The following is a 14,910-nucleotide window of genomic DNA, read 5'->3' as shown; positions in this document are numbered from 1 at the left end:
CGGGGGTGTCATGGCTGACAATCCGTCATTCGCGCAGCGCTTCGCGCGCGTGTATCGCGACTTCAATCTGGACGGCGTTCCAGCGTCGGGCGCCAATGAGCCGGAGAAGGCGGCGATCCGCGCGATCGGCGCGGCGCTTGACGTGTGGCTGGCGGCGGCGTCGGTCGGCGATCTGGAGGCGGCGATGGCCTTGCTGCAGCCGATTGCCGATGAGGCGACGGCGGCGCGGGATTTCGTCGCCCTTCGGCTTGCGCCTATGTCAACTGAGAGCGGCTGGGCGATCTTGGCCGTCGATACAGCCAGCAAACACGCGGGCGGTTGGCGCGTCGATGGGACGTTTGAGCCGATCAAGTTCAAGTCACCTGCAGGCGCGATTGATCTGGATGCTTTGGCGCAGGCGGTGCGAGGCCGCATGTTTGGATCGGACGGTCTGGGGGGTCTGTTTACGGCCCTGACGCCGGAACAGGGTGGCGGGCTCGCTATCACTGATGAGGCGGGTCGAGTGACGGCCCGTGTCGATGGAACGGGCCTGCTTTCCTTATTCAAGGTGCTGCTGTCCGCCTCGACCAGGATGGCCGATCAACCTGATGTGCTGTTGAAAGATCGGCTGCTGTCAGGCGCTATTGGCGGCATGCTGGCTCCCTTGCCGCCCGAAAGCGGCTACGCCTTCGCGGTCGTAGGGCCGGACAAGAAAATCGGCTTCGGCGTTCCGCTCGCAAATCTGCCGCTCACAGGCCGTTCCGCCGCCCACGCCGCGCGTGCCGACTACGCGGACCGCGCCGGAAATGTCGCTCTGCGCATCATTGTTTGCCTGGGCGACAGCCTCACGGCTGGCGCTGGTGGAACGCCATACCCGACGCAGCTTGCTCTGATCATCGGTCGGGCCGTGGTCAACATGGGTATCGGCGGTCAAGGGTCTGGCGCTATCGTCGCGCGTCAAGGTGGTGATCCCACCCTGTTGACCGTGACAGCTAACGAGATACCGGCTGCAGTGACGCCTCTGGCGGTGACGGTGCGCACAATCTCTCTTCTGACCAACCAGGGCGCGCAGACCATCGACGGAACCCTGGCGGGCGTATCGGGCGCTCTGACACGGGCTTCGGACGACACCTACAGCTTCACCCGGAAGGCGGCAGGCGCCGTCCGGTACTGTGCGCCATCGACCCCGTTCATCCCCGCACAGGGCGTCGAGCGGCAAGATGAAGTCTGGTCGATCTGGATCGGTCGGAACGATGGCACGGGAAACCTCGCCACGACGACAAAGGCGAAGGTTGCGTCGGCTGTCGCCTTTCTGGGGCACGACCGATATTTCGTCCTAGGTGTCATCAATAAGACCAAGGCCGGTTCGGACACCAGCTACACCGAAGGCGTCGGCACCCCGGCCTATCAGCAGATCGTGGCCTACAACAACGATCAGGCCGCTCGTTACGGCAGCCGCTTCGTCGATATCCGCCGACACCTGATCGATTACGGCCTTGCCGACGCGGGCCTGACGCCCACTACGCGCGATATCGAAGACATCGCCCAGGACTGCATCCCGACAGCCCTCCTATCGGACGGCCTTCATCTGAACACGGCAGGTTATGGCGTCATTGCCCGCCGAATGGCCACGCTCTTGCAATCGAAAGGATGGTGATCCGATGACTGGACTTCGCCTCAATGTAACGACCAACTTCAGCGATCCGACCAATGAACTCCCTGTCCTCAGAGACGACTATCTGCTGACCCGTGGGTCGCTTGTTCTGATCGATTTCGCCCACTCGGCAGACCCTTTAGTTGGCGTACCCGCAGAAGGCGCGCTGATCCCGAACATCGCATGGAAGGAAGCGGCGGAACTGCACGGAAGCGGTTCAAAAACCGACTGGGCTATGATGTTCAGTCGAGTTCTGGCTCAGTCTCCAGGCGGAGATGGGTTTGTCGAGCGCTCAACCAAGGGCGGTGTTCACGTCGTCATGTCTCAGGCAACTCAAACAGGTATTGGCAAGGGTGCCTACATCGGCAGGACTGCGGGAGGTTTTGACACGAAACTTAGGGTGTATCTGTTCAACCATCTGGATCATGTCTTCTACTTCTCGTCGTGGGAGCGAAAGACCCGGCTGGCCTTGGCAAGCTCACCTGAAGCAAGCGAAGCCCTGATCTGGTCCAATAGTGGCTCGGCCACCGTCAACAACCTGATCCTAGAAGATCGGACAGTTAACAGATCGGGATCGGCTCAACAGGGTTCCCGGTCCGTTCCGGCCCTGCCTGTTTCGGCTACAGGAAACACATTCCGAAACGTGGCCGGCAAGTGGGCTCTCCCTTCAGGAAATCCCTCCGGTGCAAACCAAATCGGGGTGTCACTTATGGCTATAGGGCAGATGCCTTCGCCTTATGCAGGGTTCGGCGCCAACAAATCCCGTTCGGCGGTTCTCTATCGTAGCTATCTCGAAGACCTGACGGTTTCGGGCAGGACGTTCGGGGAAGTCGACGCCATCGACAAGGCGCTCTTTGACCAGGCCTTCGGTCCTGGCGGCCGATATTTCGGCGACACATTCACCGACCCGGCGACCTATCCGTAAATCGAGACGGTCTTGCTGAGCTGTCAGCCGACCCTTTCCACCATGCTCTGACATTTCGGAGGGGCGGATGCCTGACGAAGCGTCGAGCAAGCGCGCCGCCGTGCCATCATCCCAAAACCTGAGAGGGGCCATCATGGCTGATACACCTGCTCGCGGGGCTAAACCTGTGCGCCTGCCTAATCGTTGCACCGAGGCGGAGAGCCTCGAGCATATCGCGATGGCCATGAACCGGATCGCTGACGGCTTGGACGAGTTAAAGCCCGCTGCTGATGTGGTTCATGATTTGGCTGGTCGTCTGGACCGGCTGTGTCAGTTCATCCGGCGGCGCGGGCCGTGGATTCTGGCCAGTATCCCGGTCGTCTTGTCTGCCGTGGGCGCGATCACACCCGAACTGGCCGCCGGGCTGAAGGCGGCGATTTCTGCACTGGCGGGGCTGGGCTGACGAACCGGGTTCGCGGCTAGATCAGGAGATAGGCGGCTGACCGCTTGTCTGTCCTCGCCCAGCCAGCCGCCTGAAGCGGTTCGAGCACAATCCGCGACTGCTGAAATCTAGGCCTACGCACTCCCCCTTACAATCTGGAGATTGAACATGAGCTTCCGCTTTTCCAAGCGGTCGATGGACCGTGCGCGGTCGGTCGATCCGCGACTGATGGCTGTCGCCACAGCGGCGTTGGCGCGATCCAGCGTCGATTTCGGGCTGACCGAGGAACAGTCGCGCACCTGGGCCGAGCAGGCCGAGAAGGTGCGGCGCGGCGTGTCCAGGACGATGAACTCAAAACACATCATTCCGCAGGGTGGTGAGTTCTCGACGGCGTTGGATCTGGTTCCTTACGTCGACGGCGTTTTCACCTGGGGTGACAATCAATGGCGGGTGAGGACTGAGGCCGGGGCGGTCATCGAGCCCTTCTATGAGATCGCGGCCGTAATGCGGGAGGTCGCCGTCGCTCTTGGCGTCAAGATCACCTGGGGCGGGGTGTGGGACCGCAGGCTGAACGACCTGCCGCCCGGACCTGCGGCGATGAAGGCGGCGGTCGAAGCCTACAAAGCCCGTCGCAAGGCGGCCGGGGGAACGGCCCTGCTGGATGGCCCGCATTTCGAGTTGGCGAAATGATCCAGACCGTCATCCGCACTCTGACCCCGACCGCCTGGTTAATCGTCGGCGTCCTCGTCGCCTTCCTGCTGTTTGGCGCCTTCTGCTCATACAGGGGCGTTCAGGGCCGTCAGGAGGCCCGCGCAGGCCAGACCTTAGCCGAAGGGCGCACAGCCGCCGCGCAGGACGCCAGCGCCGTCCGTGACGCCAACGACGCCGCAACCCAATCCACTCGCGAACAGGTCAAGGAGGACCAAGATGCGATACGCCGTGAAACCGATCCTGATGCTCGCGACCGTCTTGCTCGCGAGCGGCTGTGCAAGCTCAATCCAGGTGCTTGCCCCTCGTGACGGCTGCTCGACCCTGATCGCCTCGCGTTGGGCCGAGCCAGTGCGGAGCGCGGTGCTAGACGACAGCGGCGACGCGGCGCTGGACTGGCAGTTGTTCGGCGTCGCACAAACCGGTCAGCTGAACATCGCCAACCGCGACAAGGCCGATGCGCTGGAGACCATCAGACGGTGCGAGGCGCGGGACGCAGCGGCGGTTCGACAGATCGAGCCGCCTTGGTGGCGTAAGCTGTGGCCGGGTTAGGCTGGACCTGTAGAATTCCCATATCCAGCGTCGAGCCCCAAGGCTCCGCTACAGGCCCGTCATCCGAAAGGGTGGCGGCCTCTTTTTACGTTTAGGTGTCGTTTGCGAACTCGCCGCCCAAAGCAATTGCCGCGCCCTTGTAGGCGGCGGCCGCCTCCTGAACGGTCGCGTAGCTGCCGAGGCGGATTTTCCGACCATTGAAGGTGATGGTCGCTCGGTAACGCTGCTTGCCCTTTGGAAGGTACACGCCCTTGGCCTGCAGTTTATTGATCCGATGCACGACCTGATTCTTCATGTTGTCGTTGTGGGAACAGATGCGGAGATTGCTGCGTCGGTTGTCCAGACCATTTCCATTAATATGGTCGATCACCATCCCAGGAGGCGGTTCAATGATCGCCCGGTGCATCAGAATGTGCGTTACCCGGCCTTCGATCGTCCTCGATCTCTGTGCGTAGGCATGACCCGTCTTGGTGCAGAGCGCCGCCCAGTTGAACGGTTCGACGAGGGGCAGATCGACTAAATCGACGACGGCTTCCAGTCCACGAGACAGCGGGACTATGCCAACTCCGTCGCGCTCGACGCATTGACGAACCGTTCTCATTGCCCCGCCTCCCCGGTAGCCTTGGCGTCCCATTCCTTGGCCTCACCACAGGTGACGCACGCCGCTTCCTGCACATGGCTCAGCGCGCCGCAAATGCACTTCTCGTAGTTAGCGGGCGCAAGCATCGCGCGGCCCGCGTCGGTGATGCGGTAGATGTGCGGCTCGTTCGCCTGAACGAGGAGACCCCGGCACTTCAGGAAATACTGCGGGCTGCTGTAGGCGACGATCCATGGGCGGCCCATGTCGTCGTATTTCGCGACGCGCGAGCCGCGCCTATCTCCTGCGCCGAAGCCGACAGTGCCGCCGGAGGACCGGGCTGCTGCTGTCAGGATCAGAACCTGTGTCGGCGTCAGCCCTTTGACGCGCGGCATTCGCGATAGGCGCGGAGCGCGGTTCGCGAGGTCGATCTCGCTGAAAGCCGATGAATGGCACGCGGCATGCCAGTTGTCGCCGCGTCGTAGCTGTCCAGCGATGATCGGCTGATCGCATCCACGACAGACCGTGGAAGGTTGAGCGGTCATCGAGGCACCCCGGTCGCTTTCGTCAGCGCCGCGTCAATCTGCTGGACAACAGGCCACGCCTTGAAGTCGGCCATGGTCCACTGAGCGCGAGCGTCGATCCACAGAGCCTTCTTTGCCTGCACCAGGGCTTCCAGCAGATCGTCGGATGCGGCCATGACGCGCGCCAACCGGACAGCTTCTTTGCCCGCTTGCGAGCCTAGCGGCTCCGTGCCGGTCATCACCTGAGCCACGTTCACCACCATTTCGTCATTCATCGGGTCGTGTCGCACGATCACTGTCGGGGCCAACTCGCTCACCGCGAGACGCCCGCCGAGGTGCACTACATCGTTCATCGCCTTGCCTCCGTAGTTGATATCACTTACGAATAGCAGATATCAGTTACGGCGCAATAGGAGATATCAGTTTGTCGGCACAGGAGATATCAGCTATCGCGCCGCGCATGGGGCGTCCGAAGCTGAACTTTGAAAACATGCCGGGGCGTTTCCCCGAGGGGACGTTCGCGCGGATCGACGCCGTGCGCCGTGAAGGCGAAAACCGATCTGATTTCCTGAAAGCCGCCGTCGAAGCTGAGATCAAACGTCGCGAGGCGGCGAAGCAGTAGCGCCGGCCCCATAGACCGGCGCAGGCGGTGGCTGCCATTTCCCCATTTCAAGCCACCAGCCCAGAGCATAGAGCCGCTCTTTTTCGGCCGCGCTGTAATCCCACCATGCGCCGTTGTTTTCGGTGATGGTGTCCACCTGTCGAGGCCATGCATGGGACTTGTCCATGAACCGGACGCGGCCGGGGCAGCCTGGGATGCGGCAGGCCGGGCGACGGTTAGCCAGGGTGAAGTCGCCGCCCTTGGCTTGCGCGATGGCGTTCAGGTCCGCCGCCCCACAGTGAGCAAGCGGACTGATCTCGCACTCCCATCGGATTTTGGCCCCGCGCTCTATCATCGCGGAAACGGTCTCGTGGGTCATCGCCGCGAAAGGCGGGCCGCGAACCTGTGCGTCTCGTCCGCCGTCATCTTGGCGAACTGGCCCATGCCCAGCGCGAGAGCGGCGCTGACCAGGCGGTCATTCTCTTCCTTCGACACATAGGCGACGTTCGATCCAGCCCCCAAAGTCGGCGGCAGGCTGGGGTGAGGTGCTGGATGCGGGACGCCTGGCAAGGGTGCGGTGCGCGCTGCCAGTTCGGCGTCCAGGCGCATCAGTTCTTCGGTTGATAGGGGCTGGCCCATGATGTCCTCCGTCGCGCCACCGACCGGGAAAGACATATGGCGCCGACCAAGCCAGAACACAACGAGAACATAGAGAAGCGGAAATGAGGCTTTCAGGTTAGACACTGCGCCATAACCGCTTGAATTGATTGAAGGCTAGTAGCCCCGGTTAGACCTGCTAGCGCGTTGTATTTCCTGTGGAGAAACACTCCCTCCGGGCCTACCACTCCTTTCCCGATCTGTTTCTCGACACGACTGGCGATCTGCTGACGGTCGCTGATCTGGTTTTCGTTCAGGAAAAGCGGCCGCCCCTTTAGGGTGAGCGCGGCATTCGCGCGTCGGGTTCAGGCCTGTCTGTCGGCGGCGAGGCGTGCAGTTCGCCGATCACATAGAAGCCCCGGCTCGCCAGTTCGGCGGCCAGTTGGACCAGATCGATTCTTTCGGATGCGCCGACTTGATCTCTGCGGTCAGGTTTCATCTGCCTGTCCTCCCGAAGATCAACGCGTATCGGCGGTTTGAGTGGCTTCACATCCGCGCGACTGAAATGGACGCAGACCGCTCGCCTGCACTCTCGCATCACGCGCGCCAGCACCCTATATCGCCGCCCGTTGAAGGAGAGTTCTGATGGCCTATGTCGCCCGCGACGACCGCCCCGCCGACAAGGCCGCCCGCTATGCCGAGGTCGAGGCCGAAATTCTGGCCGTGCTGGATGGCGAGCCGAATCTGACGGCGCGGATGGCCACGGTGTCGTCCATGCTGGCGGACGCGTTTGAGCACTTCTTCTGGACCGGCTTCTACGTCGTGGATCCGGACAAGGCGGACGAACTGGTGGTCGGTCCCTATCAGGGCACGCTGGGCTGTCTGCGGATCGCCTTTGGGCGCGGGGTGTGCGGCGCGGCGGCGGCGACGCGGGCGACCCAGATCGTCGAGGATGTTCACGCCTTCCCCGGCCACATCGCCTGCGACAGCCGTTCCGAGAGCGAGATCGTCGTGCCGGTGCTGAACGCGTCCGGCGCCCTGATCGCCGTGTTCGACGTGGACGCCACAGTGAAAGCCGCCTTCGACGCCGAGGATCGGACCGCGCTGGAACGCCTCATGTCCCGGGTCTTCGCCGCCGACTGATCTGCCTCTATGGTCCGGCGGTGATGGAGAACGAAATGTCGGAACGGGTGATCGCGATCACGGGCGGACACGGCGCCCTGGGCCAGGCCGTCTTGTCGGCGGCGCGCGACGCAGGCGGCGGGGCCGGGCTGAAGATCGCCGTCATAGACCACGCCATGGGCAATCCTGTTCCGCAGGGCGTGCTGGCGCTGGGCGGGGTGGACCTGACCGACCCCAAACAGGCCGAAGCCGCCATTACCGGCGTGATCAGCCGCTTCGGAAGGCTGGATGTCCTGCTGAACATCGCGGGCGGTTTCGTCTGGCAGACCACCGATGACGCCGCACCCGCCTGGGACCGGATGCACGCGCTGAACGTCGCCACCGCCCTGAACGCCAGCCGCGCCGCCCTGCCCTATCTGAAGGCGTCCGATGAAGGGCGGATCATCAACATCGGATCGGCGGCGGCGCTGAAGCCCGACGCGGGCATGGGGGCCTATGGCGCGGCCAAGGCCGGGGTCCATGCCCTGACCCAGGCGCTGGCTGACGAGTTGAAGTCCACGCGCGTCACCGTGAACGCCGTCCTGCCCTCGATCATCGACACGCCCGCCAACCGCAAGGACATGCCGGACGCCGATCCCGCCGCATGGGTGGCCCCCGCTGACCTGGCGGCCGTCATCCTGTTTCTGGCCTCGCCTGAGAGCCGGGCGATGACCGGCGCCCTGGTGCCTGTGACGGGGCGCGTCTGATGCGCGCCGACCGCGTCCGCAGCGTTCTCTATCTGCCCGCCTCCAACGCCCGCGCGGTCGAGAAGGCCCGCACCCTGGACTGCGATGTCGCCATTCTGGACCTTGAGGACGCCGTTGCGCCCGAGGCCAAGGCAGAGGCCCGAGCCACCGCGGCCGCCGCCGTTCAGGCAGGCGGCTTCGGCCCGCGCCTGGGCGTTCGGATCAATGGGCTGGACACGCCCTGGGGTCTGGATGACCTGGCGGCGCTGAAGGCGGCAGGCGCCGCCCTGATCGTCGCGCCCAAGGTCGAAACGCCCGAGACGGTTCACGCCATCACCGCCTGGCTGCCCAAGGGCGCCGCCCTGTGGGCCATGATCGAGACGCCGCGCGCCCTGCTGACCCTGACCGAAATCGCCGAGGCAGGCGGCGCGTTGGACGGGCTGATGCTGGGCGTCAATGATCTGGCCAAGGCGCTAGGGACCGGCCCGTCGCCGGATCGCGAACCGTTCAAACCGTGGCTGGCCCTGCTGGTCGCCGCCGCCCGCACCCACAATCTTCTGGCCATCGACGGGGTGTACAACCACATCGACGACACGGATGGTCTCGCCGCCGAGGCCGCCCAAGGGCGCCTGTACGGGTTCGACGGCAAGAGCCTGATCCACCCGTCGCAGATCGCGCCCGCCAACGCCGCCTTCTCGCCGTCCGAGGCTGAGGTCGAACAGGCCCGCGCCGTCATCGCCGCCTTCGCCGCGCCTGAGGCCGAGGGTCTGGGCGCCATCCGCGTCAATGGCGCGATGGTCGAACGGTTGCATCTGGAGCAGGCCCAGGCTCTGCTGGTGCGGGCGGGATAAAAAGGATCGGGCTGCGCCCTAGCCGCCCCCAACCAACCGCCCTAAAGCTTGATGTTCCACCACGTCGGATCATCCTTGCCCACAACTGCTGAAAATTCCGCCAGAACGCCGGCCTGGGTCTGTGCGCCGGGCGTGCTGAAGTTGCCCTTCCTGGCGACCTTCCTGCCTGACTACGACCTGCGCGCCCTGCCCGGTGCCGACGTACAGGCCGTGCTGGGCTGGGGCATGAAGCCGACCGCCGCAACCGGGCGGCGCTGGGCGCAAAAGAATGACCGCCCCTATGTCGCGCTGGAGGACGGCTTCCTGCGTTCGGTCGGCATCGGAGAGGCGGGCGCGGCCAGCCTCAGCCTGATCGTCGATGATCTGGGCGTCTATTACGATGCGACCCGGCCCAGCCGTCTGGAGCAGTTGATCCAGACCGCCGACGTCTGGTGCGATGCGGCCATGACCGCCCGCGCCCGCATCCTGATCGACCGGATCGTCGGCGCACGGGTGTCCAAGACCAATATGGGCGGGCCGCTGGACCCCGGCCTGCTGAAGCCCGGACGGCGTGTGCTGATCGTGGATCAGACGTTCGGCGATGCCTCCATCGGCTATGGATTGGCTTCACAGCAGAGCTTCGCGGACATGGTCGCCGCCGCGCGCCGGGATGAACCGGACGCCCAGCTGATCCTGAAACGCCACCCCGCCGTCGCGGCTGGCCGTAAACAGGGCTGTGTCACCGACCTGAAAGGCCTGACGCTGATTGACGCCGATGTGCGGCCCGCCGACCTGCTGGATGCGGTGGACGCCGTCTATTGCGTGACCTCGGCCCTGGGGTTCGAGGCCCTGCTGCGCGGCCTGCCCGTCCGCTGTTTCGGCGCGCCCTTCTATTCCGGCTGGGGCCTGACGACGGATGCAGTGGAGACCGGCCGTCGCGGCGTGGGGTGCAGCATCGAACAGATCGCCGCCGCTGCCCTGATCGCCTACAGCCGCTATGTCGATCCGGTCACGGGCCAGAGGTGCGAGGCGGAACAGGCGCTGGAACGACTGATCGCTCTGCGCGACAGGGCCGATCGGCTGGCGGGATCATGGGCAGCGGTCGGTTTCGCCCCGGCCAAGCGTCCGCCGGTGCGCCGCCTGCTGAACTCGCCCAAGGCGTCGCTGCGCTATTTCATGTCGCCCCGCCGCGCCGCCGCCCATGCCCAGACGACGCACGGTCGCCTGATCTGGTGGGCGGGCAAGGAGAGCGAGGCGACGCGCCAGGCGGCCGCCGCCTTCCACGGTCCGACCGTGCGGATGGAGGACGGCTTCATCCGCTCACGCGGCCTGGGATCGGACTTCGTCGGCGCCCTGTCGGTCGCCCTGGATGATCAGGGCGTCTATTACGACCCGTCCCGCCCGTCGCGGCTGGAAACCCTGATCGAGACTGACGACCTGTCGCCCACTCAACTGGCGCGGGCCGCAAAACTGCGGATGCGGGTCGTCGATGCGGGCCTGTCGAAATATAATCTGAAGGGTCAGGCCCCGACCGGCTGGCCCACGGACCGCGACATCCTGCTGGTGGTGGGCCAGGTCGAGAACGACAAGTCGATCCTGCTGGGCTGCGGCCCCGACCTGAACACCAACTCGGCCCTAGTCGAGGCGGCGCGCGCCGATCACCCGGACGCCTTCCTGGTCTATCGCAACCACCCGGATGTGCTGGCGGGCAACCGTCCCGGCAAACTGGACGCCTCGGCCATGGCGTCGGTGGATGCGACGGGGGATGGGCTGGACATCATCGACTGTCTGGCGGCCTGCCAGCGGGTCGCCACCCTGACTTCCCTGACCGGGTTCGAGGCCCTGATGAGAGGCAAGGCCGTGTCCGTCTATGGCCGCCCCTTCTATGCGGGCTGGGGTCTGACCGACGACCGGATGACATTCGCGCGCCGCCATCGCCGGGCCAGCATCGACCACCTGATCCACGCCGCCCTGATCGCCTATCCGATCTATGTCACGCCCGAGGGCTGGCCTTGCGAGGCCGAGGATCTGGTCAATATCCTGATCGCCGCCCGCGACCAGCCGACTCCCAGGGCGCCGCGTGGACAAATACAACGTTGGGCCACCGGCGTGATCGCCAGTCTCGACCGAAAGCCTCCGCCATCCTATTGACGGGTTTAGATATGAAACGCTCTGCTTCGAACCACCGAGGCCGCGCGACAGGAACAGGCTCCTCAAGCAGCGAGGCCCCGCGGGCTGAGCGATAGGAACAAAGAAACAAAAGATGCCCCACGCCGTCATCGCCGCCACCGGCCTCTTCACCCCCGAGCAATCCGTCTCGAACGACGAACTGGTCGCCAGCTACAACGCCTGGGCCGACGGGTGGAACGCGCGTCACGCCGCCGAGATCGAGGCCGGCGAACTAGAGGCCAAGACCCATTCCTCATCGGCCTTCATCGAGAAGGCGTCGGGCATCAAGAGTCGCTTCGTGCTGGACAAGACCGGCATCATCGACCCGCAGCGCATGGCCCCTCGCCTGCCGGAACGCTCGAACGAAGACCTGTCGATCCTGGCCGAGATCGCGGTCAAGGCCGCCCAGCAGGCCATCGCCGCATGGGGCAAGCCGGTCAGCGAGATCGGCGCCGTCCTGTGCGCCGCCTCCAATATGGAGCGCGCCTATCCCGCCCTGTCGATCGAGGTGCAACAGGCCCTGGGCATCGAGGGCTTCGCCTTTGACATGAACGTGGCCTGTTCGTCGGCGACCTTCGGCATCAAGACGGCGGCGGACTTCATCGCTTCCGGCTCGGCCAAGGCGGTGCTGATGGTCAATCCCGAGGTCTGTTCGGCCCACCTGAACTTCACCGACCGCGACAGCCATTTCATCTTCGGCGACGTGGCCACGGCTGTGATCGTGGAATCGTCGGACACGGCCGGTCCCGGCGGCTGGGACGTGTTGGGCGCACGGCTGAAGACGGTCTTCTCCAACAACATCCGCAACAACTTCGGCTTCCTGAACCGGGCGGCGCGCGACACCGAACATCTGGACGCCACCGTCGCCGACGACAGACAGCAGAACGACAAGCTGTTCGTCCAGCAGGGCCGCAAGGTCTTCCGTGACGTGGTGCCGATGGTGTCGGACATGATCGTCGACTACGCCGACGAACTGGGCTTGGACCCGCACGGTCTGAAGCGCCTGTGGTTGCACCAGGCCAACATCAACATGAACACCCTGATCGGCAAGAAGGTGCTGGGCCGCGAACCGTCGGAAGATGAGAACGTCATCATCCTGGACGACTACGCCAACACCTCGTCGGCAGGCTCGATCATCGCCTTCCATCTGCACAACGACGGGTTCCAGCCGGGCGACACGGGGCTGATCTGCAGCTTCGGCGCCGGCTATTCCGCCGGCGCCGTCTTCGTTCGCAAACGGGCCTGAGAGACTGGCCTAGGAGACAGGCTTGCCCGTCTCGGGGTGAGCCTTCTTCCACTCCATCGCGCGGCGCACGCGGTTTTCGACGCTGGGGTGATCGTAGAACAGGAACTCCTCAATGGCCGAGGGCGAGGGCGCGCGGTATTCGGCCGTCTTCACCAGCGCCTTGGCCAGGCCATCCGGCTCATTGGCGTGAACGAGCGAGAAGTGGTCGGCGTCTTGCTCGATGGTACGCGTCATGGTCGCGAAGACCGGGGTCGCCAGCACACCCAGGAAGGCCAGCACCAGCCCCAGCACCGGCAGGCCCGCCGGGTCGGAGATGTCCCCCACCCGCTTCGCGCCCAACAGACGCCGCGCGAAGGGATACAGCCGGTCGGTCAGCCAGAAGGCCAGCCCCGCCAGAATGACCAGAACACCCACCATCCACAGCACATGGGCGTGGACGTAATGCCCCATCTCATGACCTACCACGCCGCGCACCTCTGACAGGTCGGCGCCCTGCTGGAACATGGTGTCGCTCATGGCCACGCGCGCCGTGCCGAACAGGCCGGACACATTGGCGGTGTAGCGGTCCGACTGTTTGGAGCCGTTGTAGATGAAGATCTTGTCCGACGGCGTGCCGGTCTGTTTGGCCAGTTCGACCACGGCGTCACGGACGGGGCCGTTTGGCGCGGGCGTATAGGTGTTGAAGATCGGCTCGATCAGGATCGGCGACGCGACCAGGCCGATGACGATGAACACCGCAGTCACCACCGCGCCCCACGCCCACCACAGGCGCCGCGCCCGCCGGATCAGGGCGTAGATGACAACCAGCAGCAGCGACGACAGCACGACCGACACGGCCGCTCCGATCAGCGCTTCGCTGAGCCAGCCCCTGAACGCTTGGCTGGTCAGGCCATAGGCCTTCTCGCGCCACCAGCTCTCATAGACGGCCCACGGCAGGGCCATAAGGGTGCTGAGCGCGAAATAGGCAGCCGCAACCGCCAGGGTCGCCAGATTGGGCCGAGGCTTCTTGCGTTCGACCCGCTCCCGGATCGCCACAAGCCAGTTCGTCCGCACGATGATCCAGGCGACCAGGGCCGAAACCAGAAAACCCCACAGGATCAGCCAGTGCGAGCCCTGCGTATAGGCCACAGCCCGCGCCGTCTCCTGCGGCGACAGGGTCGCCAGCCAATGGGCGGTCGCCGCCGCCGGATCAAAACTGTTCATATCGTCCTCCCTCCAGAGAACCAGAACGCGTGACCGGCGTTATGTCAGGTTAATTCGCTTTCATGATCACAAATGCGCGGCCAAGCTTGAAACTCCGGCCCGTTTTTGTCACGGCTTCTGCTGTCGAGAACAGGGGAGCGCCCAGATGGCTCAGACAACACCGAAACATGTCCTGGAAAGCCTGGCCAAGGACATCGCCGCCGTGCTGCGAAGCATGGGCGGATCGGCGCACCAGAATCTGGTGGTCGACTGCGTGACGGCGATGAAACGCCAGCGTGGCGAAGCCGTGAATCCCACGGACCTGCGCCAGAAGATCATCGAAGCCTTCGAACAGTATCGCGATATGTTCGTGCGCCCGTTCGGCGAAGGCTCGCAACGTTGGGCCCTCGCCGGCGACATGACCTGACGACGGGGCCTGAAAACGGGGGCCTGACGACAGTCACCTGGAAAATGCAAAAGGCGCGCCCCTTTCGGAGCGCGCCCTTTTTCTGTTCAGCGGAAGCTGAAGATCAGAAGCGACGGATGTAGCTGACCGAGTAGGCGTCGGCCTTGCCGCCATCATCGCGGTAGTCGCGACGGGTCCAGTCGGCGCGGACGCCGTTCACGCCGTCGAGGAAGTAGTTGGCGCCAGCGCCATAGTTCCAGCTGTCGCCGCCGATGTCAGTCGGCGCGCCCACAACGTCCTGCTTCAGTTCGGTGTGGCCGTAACCACCACGCGCAAACAGTTCCAGGTTATTGGACACCGGCACGCGGCCAACCACATAGCCCGCGGCGTCCCAGTTCTGCTTGATCCGGCCATCAACGCCGTTGATCGTCACATCGTCCTTTTTCACGCCGACCGAGGCTTCGGTCTCGACGCCGATGTAACGGTTGATGTTCACGCCCAGGCGGCCTGTGACGGCGCCAGTCGTGGCGGTATCGCCATCAAGATAAGTGTAACCCAGCGAACCGTAACCACGCGGCTCAGGATTGGTTTGAGCAAAGGCAGGCGCAGCGATTGCGGAAACGGCGACAGCGGCGAGAAGAATGTTACGCATTGTTTCTTATTAACTCCTAGATGTGATGAACCGAAGGAAC

At 64.4% G+C, this 14,910-nt stretch carries 21 protein-coding genes; 13 read left to right on the top strand and 8 right to left on the bottom strand.

What is annotated here, in order from left to right; genetic code table 11:
- Positions 1–10: 10 nt before the first annotated feature.
- The 6 genes from KWG56_RS00585 to KWG56_RS00560 all read left to right on the top strand — a co-directional run bounded on the left by KWG56_RS00585 (position 11) and on the right by KWG56_RS00560 (position 4,239).
- On the top strand, positions 11–1,636 hold the full coding sequence (locus KWG56_RS00585; protein ID WP_219353307.1) for an SGNH/GDSL hydrolase family protein: 1,626 nt from the start codon (positions 11–13) through the stop codon (positions 1,634–1,636).
- A gap of 4 nt (positions 1,637–1,640) precedes the next feature.
- Positions 1,641–2,558, top strand: coding sequence for a hypothetical protein (locus tag KWG56_RS00580; protein ID WP_219353306.1), 918 nt, complete (start codon positions 1,641–1,643; stop codon positions 2,556–2,558).
- 67 nt (positions 2,559–2,625) lie between these two features.
- Positions 2,626–3,000, top strand: coding sequence for a hypothetical protein (locus tag KWG56_RS00575; protein ID WP_219353305.1), 375 nt, complete (start codon positions 2,626–2,628; stop codon positions 2,998–3,000).
- Between the two features lie 147 nt (positions 3,001–3,147).
- Complete coding sequence (locus KWG56_RS00570) at positions 3,148–3,669, top strand: M15 family metallopeptidase domain-containing protein (protein WP_219353304.1); 522 nt, start codon at positions 3,148–3,150, stop codon at positions 3,667–3,669.
- Entirely contained in the window at positions 3,666–3,998 is a 333-nt protein-coding gene (locus KWG56_RS00565; protein WP_219353303.1) for a hypothetical protein, read from the top strand. The genes KWG56_RS00570 and KWG56_RS00565 overlap by 4 nt, the downstream gene beginning before the upstream one ends.
- Positions 3,982–4,239 carry a hypothetical protein gene (locus KWG56_RS00560; protein ID WP_219353302.1) on the top strand — a complete coding sequence of 86 codons (258 nt, stop codon included), beginning with the start codon at positions 3,982–3,984 and terminating at the stop codon, positions 4,237–4,239. Before KWG56_RS00565 ends, KWG56_RS00560 begins: the two co-directional genes overlap by 17 nt.
- 91 nt (positions 4,240–4,330) lie before the next feature.
- Here KWG56_RS00560 and KWG56_RS00555 read toward each other — a convergent pair whose 3' ends face one another.
- Genes KWG56_RS00555 through KWG56_RS00545 form a run of 3 tightly spaced genes read right to left on the bottom strand, consistent with a single transcriptional unit; the run spans position 4,331 to position 5,693 of the window.
- Positions 4,331–4,840, bottom strand: a complete 510-nt coding sequence (locus KWG56_RS00555) for an HNH endonuclease (protein WP_219353301.1) — start codon at positions 4,838–4,840, stop codon at positions 4,331–4,333.
- Positions 4,837–5,361, bottom strand: coding sequence for a hypothetical protein (locus tag KWG56_RS00550; RefSeq protein WP_219353300.1), 525 nt, complete (start codon positions 5,359–5,361; stop codon positions 4,837–4,839). The genes KWG56_RS00555 and KWG56_RS00550 overlap by 4 nt, the downstream gene beginning before the upstream one ends.
- On the bottom strand, positions 5,358–5,693 hold the full coding sequence (locus KWG56_RS00545; RefSeq protein ID WP_219353299.1) for a hypothetical protein: 336 nt from the start codon (positions 5,691–5,693) through the stop codon (positions 5,358–5,360). The genes KWG56_RS00550 and KWG56_RS00545 overlap by 4 nt, the downstream gene beginning before the upstream one ends.
- Before the next feature lie 107 nt (positions 5,694–5,800).
- Here KWG56_RS00545 and KWG56_RS19005 point away from each other — a divergent pair, with 107 nt between their 5' ends.
- Entirely contained in the window at positions 5,801–5,962 is a 162-nt protein-coding gene (locus KWG56_RS19005; RefSeq protein WP_373274037.1) for a YlcI/YnfO family protein, read from the top strand.
- Here the strand turns inward: KWG56_RS19005 and KWG56_RS00540 are convergent.
- The 3 genes from KWG56_RS00540 to KWG56_RS00530 form a co-directional block, all read right to left on the bottom strand.
- Complete coding sequence (locus tag KWG56_RS00540; RefSeq protein ID WP_219353298.1) at positions 5,934–6,320, bottom strand: hypothetical protein; 387 nt, start codon at positions 6,318–6,320, stop codon at positions 5,934–5,936. The genes KWG56_RS19005 and KWG56_RS00540 overlap by 29 nt on opposite strands.
- The gene (locus KWG56_RS00535) at positions 6,317–6,580 is read right to left on the bottom strand and encodes a hypothetical protein (protein WP_219353297.1); all 264 of its coding nucleotides are present in this window, start codon (positions 6,578–6,580) and stop codon (positions 6,317–6,319) included. Before KWG56_RS00535 ends, KWG56_RS00540 begins: the two co-directional genes overlap by 4 nt.
- Positions 6,581–6,872: 292 nt before the next feature.
- Positions 6,873–7,037, bottom strand: coding sequence for a hypothetical protein (locus tag KWG56_RS00530; protein ID WP_219353296.1), 165 nt, complete (start codon positions 7,035–7,037; stop codon positions 6,873–6,875).
- A 146-nt stretch (positions 7,038–7,183) separates the two neighbouring features.
- Here KWG56_RS00530 and KWG56_RS00525 point away from each other — a divergent pair, with 146 nt between their 5' ends.
- The 5 genes from KWG56_RS00525 (at position 7,184) to KWG56_RS00505 (ending at position 12,630) form a co-directional block, all read left to right on the top strand.
- Positions 7,184–7,681 (top strand): GAF domain-containing protein, encoded by a 498-nt coding sequence (locus KWG56_RS00525; protein WP_219353295.1) that lies wholly within the window; start codon positions 7,184–7,186, stop codon positions 7,679–7,681.
- A 35-nt stretch (positions 7,682–7,716) separates the two neighbouring features.
- Entirely contained in the window at positions 7,717–8,406 is a 690-nt protein-coding gene (locus KWG56_RS00520; protein ID WP_219353294.1) for an SDR family NAD(P)-dependent oxidoreductase, read from the top strand.
- The gene (locus tag KWG56_RS00515; protein ID WP_219353293.1) at positions 8,406–9,236 is read left to right on the top strand and encodes an HpcH/HpaI aldolase/citrate lyase family protein; all 831 of its coding nucleotides are present in this window, start codon (positions 8,406–8,408) and stop codon (positions 9,234–9,236) included. The genes KWG56_RS00520 and KWG56_RS00515 overlap by 1 nt, the downstream gene beginning before the upstream one ends.
- 75 nt (positions 9,237–9,311) lie before the next feature.
- Positions 9,312–11,366, top strand: coding sequence for a capsular polysaccharide biosynthesis protein (locus KWG56_RS00510; protein WP_244999586.1), 2,055 nt, complete (start codon positions 9,312–9,314; stop codon positions 11,364–11,366).
- A 112-nt stretch (positions 11,367–11,478) separates the two neighbouring features.
- Positions 11,479–12,630: a beta-ketoacyl-ACP synthase III gene (locus KWG56_RS00505; RefSeq protein WP_219353292.1), complete on the top strand. Its 1,152-nt coding sequence runs from the start codon at positions 11,479–11,481 to the stop codon at positions 12,628–12,630.
- A 9-nt stretch (positions 12,631–12,639) separates the two neighbouring features.
- Here the strand turns inward: KWG56_RS00505 and KWG56_RS00500 are convergent, their stop codons facing one another.
- On the bottom strand, positions 12,640–13,833 hold the full coding sequence (locus KWG56_RS00500; RefSeq protein ID WP_219353291.1) for a M48 family metalloprotease: 1,194 nt from the start codon (positions 13,831–13,833) through the stop codon (positions 12,640–12,642).
- Between the two features lie 145 nt (positions 13,834–13,978).
- On the opposite strand from KWG56_RS00500, the gene KWG56_RS00495 reads away from it, so the two are divergent.
- Entirely contained in the window at positions 13,979–14,239 is a 261-nt protein-coding gene (locus KWG56_RS00495; RefSeq protein ID WP_219353290.1) for a hypothetical protein, read from the top strand.
- A gap of 103 nt (positions 14,240–14,342) precedes the next feature.
- On the opposite strand, the gene KWG56_RS00490 is transcribed toward KWG56_RS00495, so the two are convergent.
- Positions 14,343–14,870 (bottom strand): porin family protein, encoded by a 528-nt coding sequence (locus KWG56_RS00490; protein WP_219353289.1) that lies wholly within the window; start codon positions 14,868–14,870, stop codon positions 14,343–14,345.
- Positions 14,871–14,910 lie beyond the last annotated feature (40 nt).

The organism is Brevundimonas nasdae (assembly GCF_019395145.1).
GTDB classification, from domain to species: Bacteria; Pseudomonadota; Alphaproteobacteria; order Caulobacterales; family Caulobacteraceae; genus Brevundimonas; species Brevundimonas nasdae.
The sequence above is the reverse complement of the archived record's forward strand: the minus strand, read 5'-3'. Positions and strand labels throughout refer to the sequence as shown.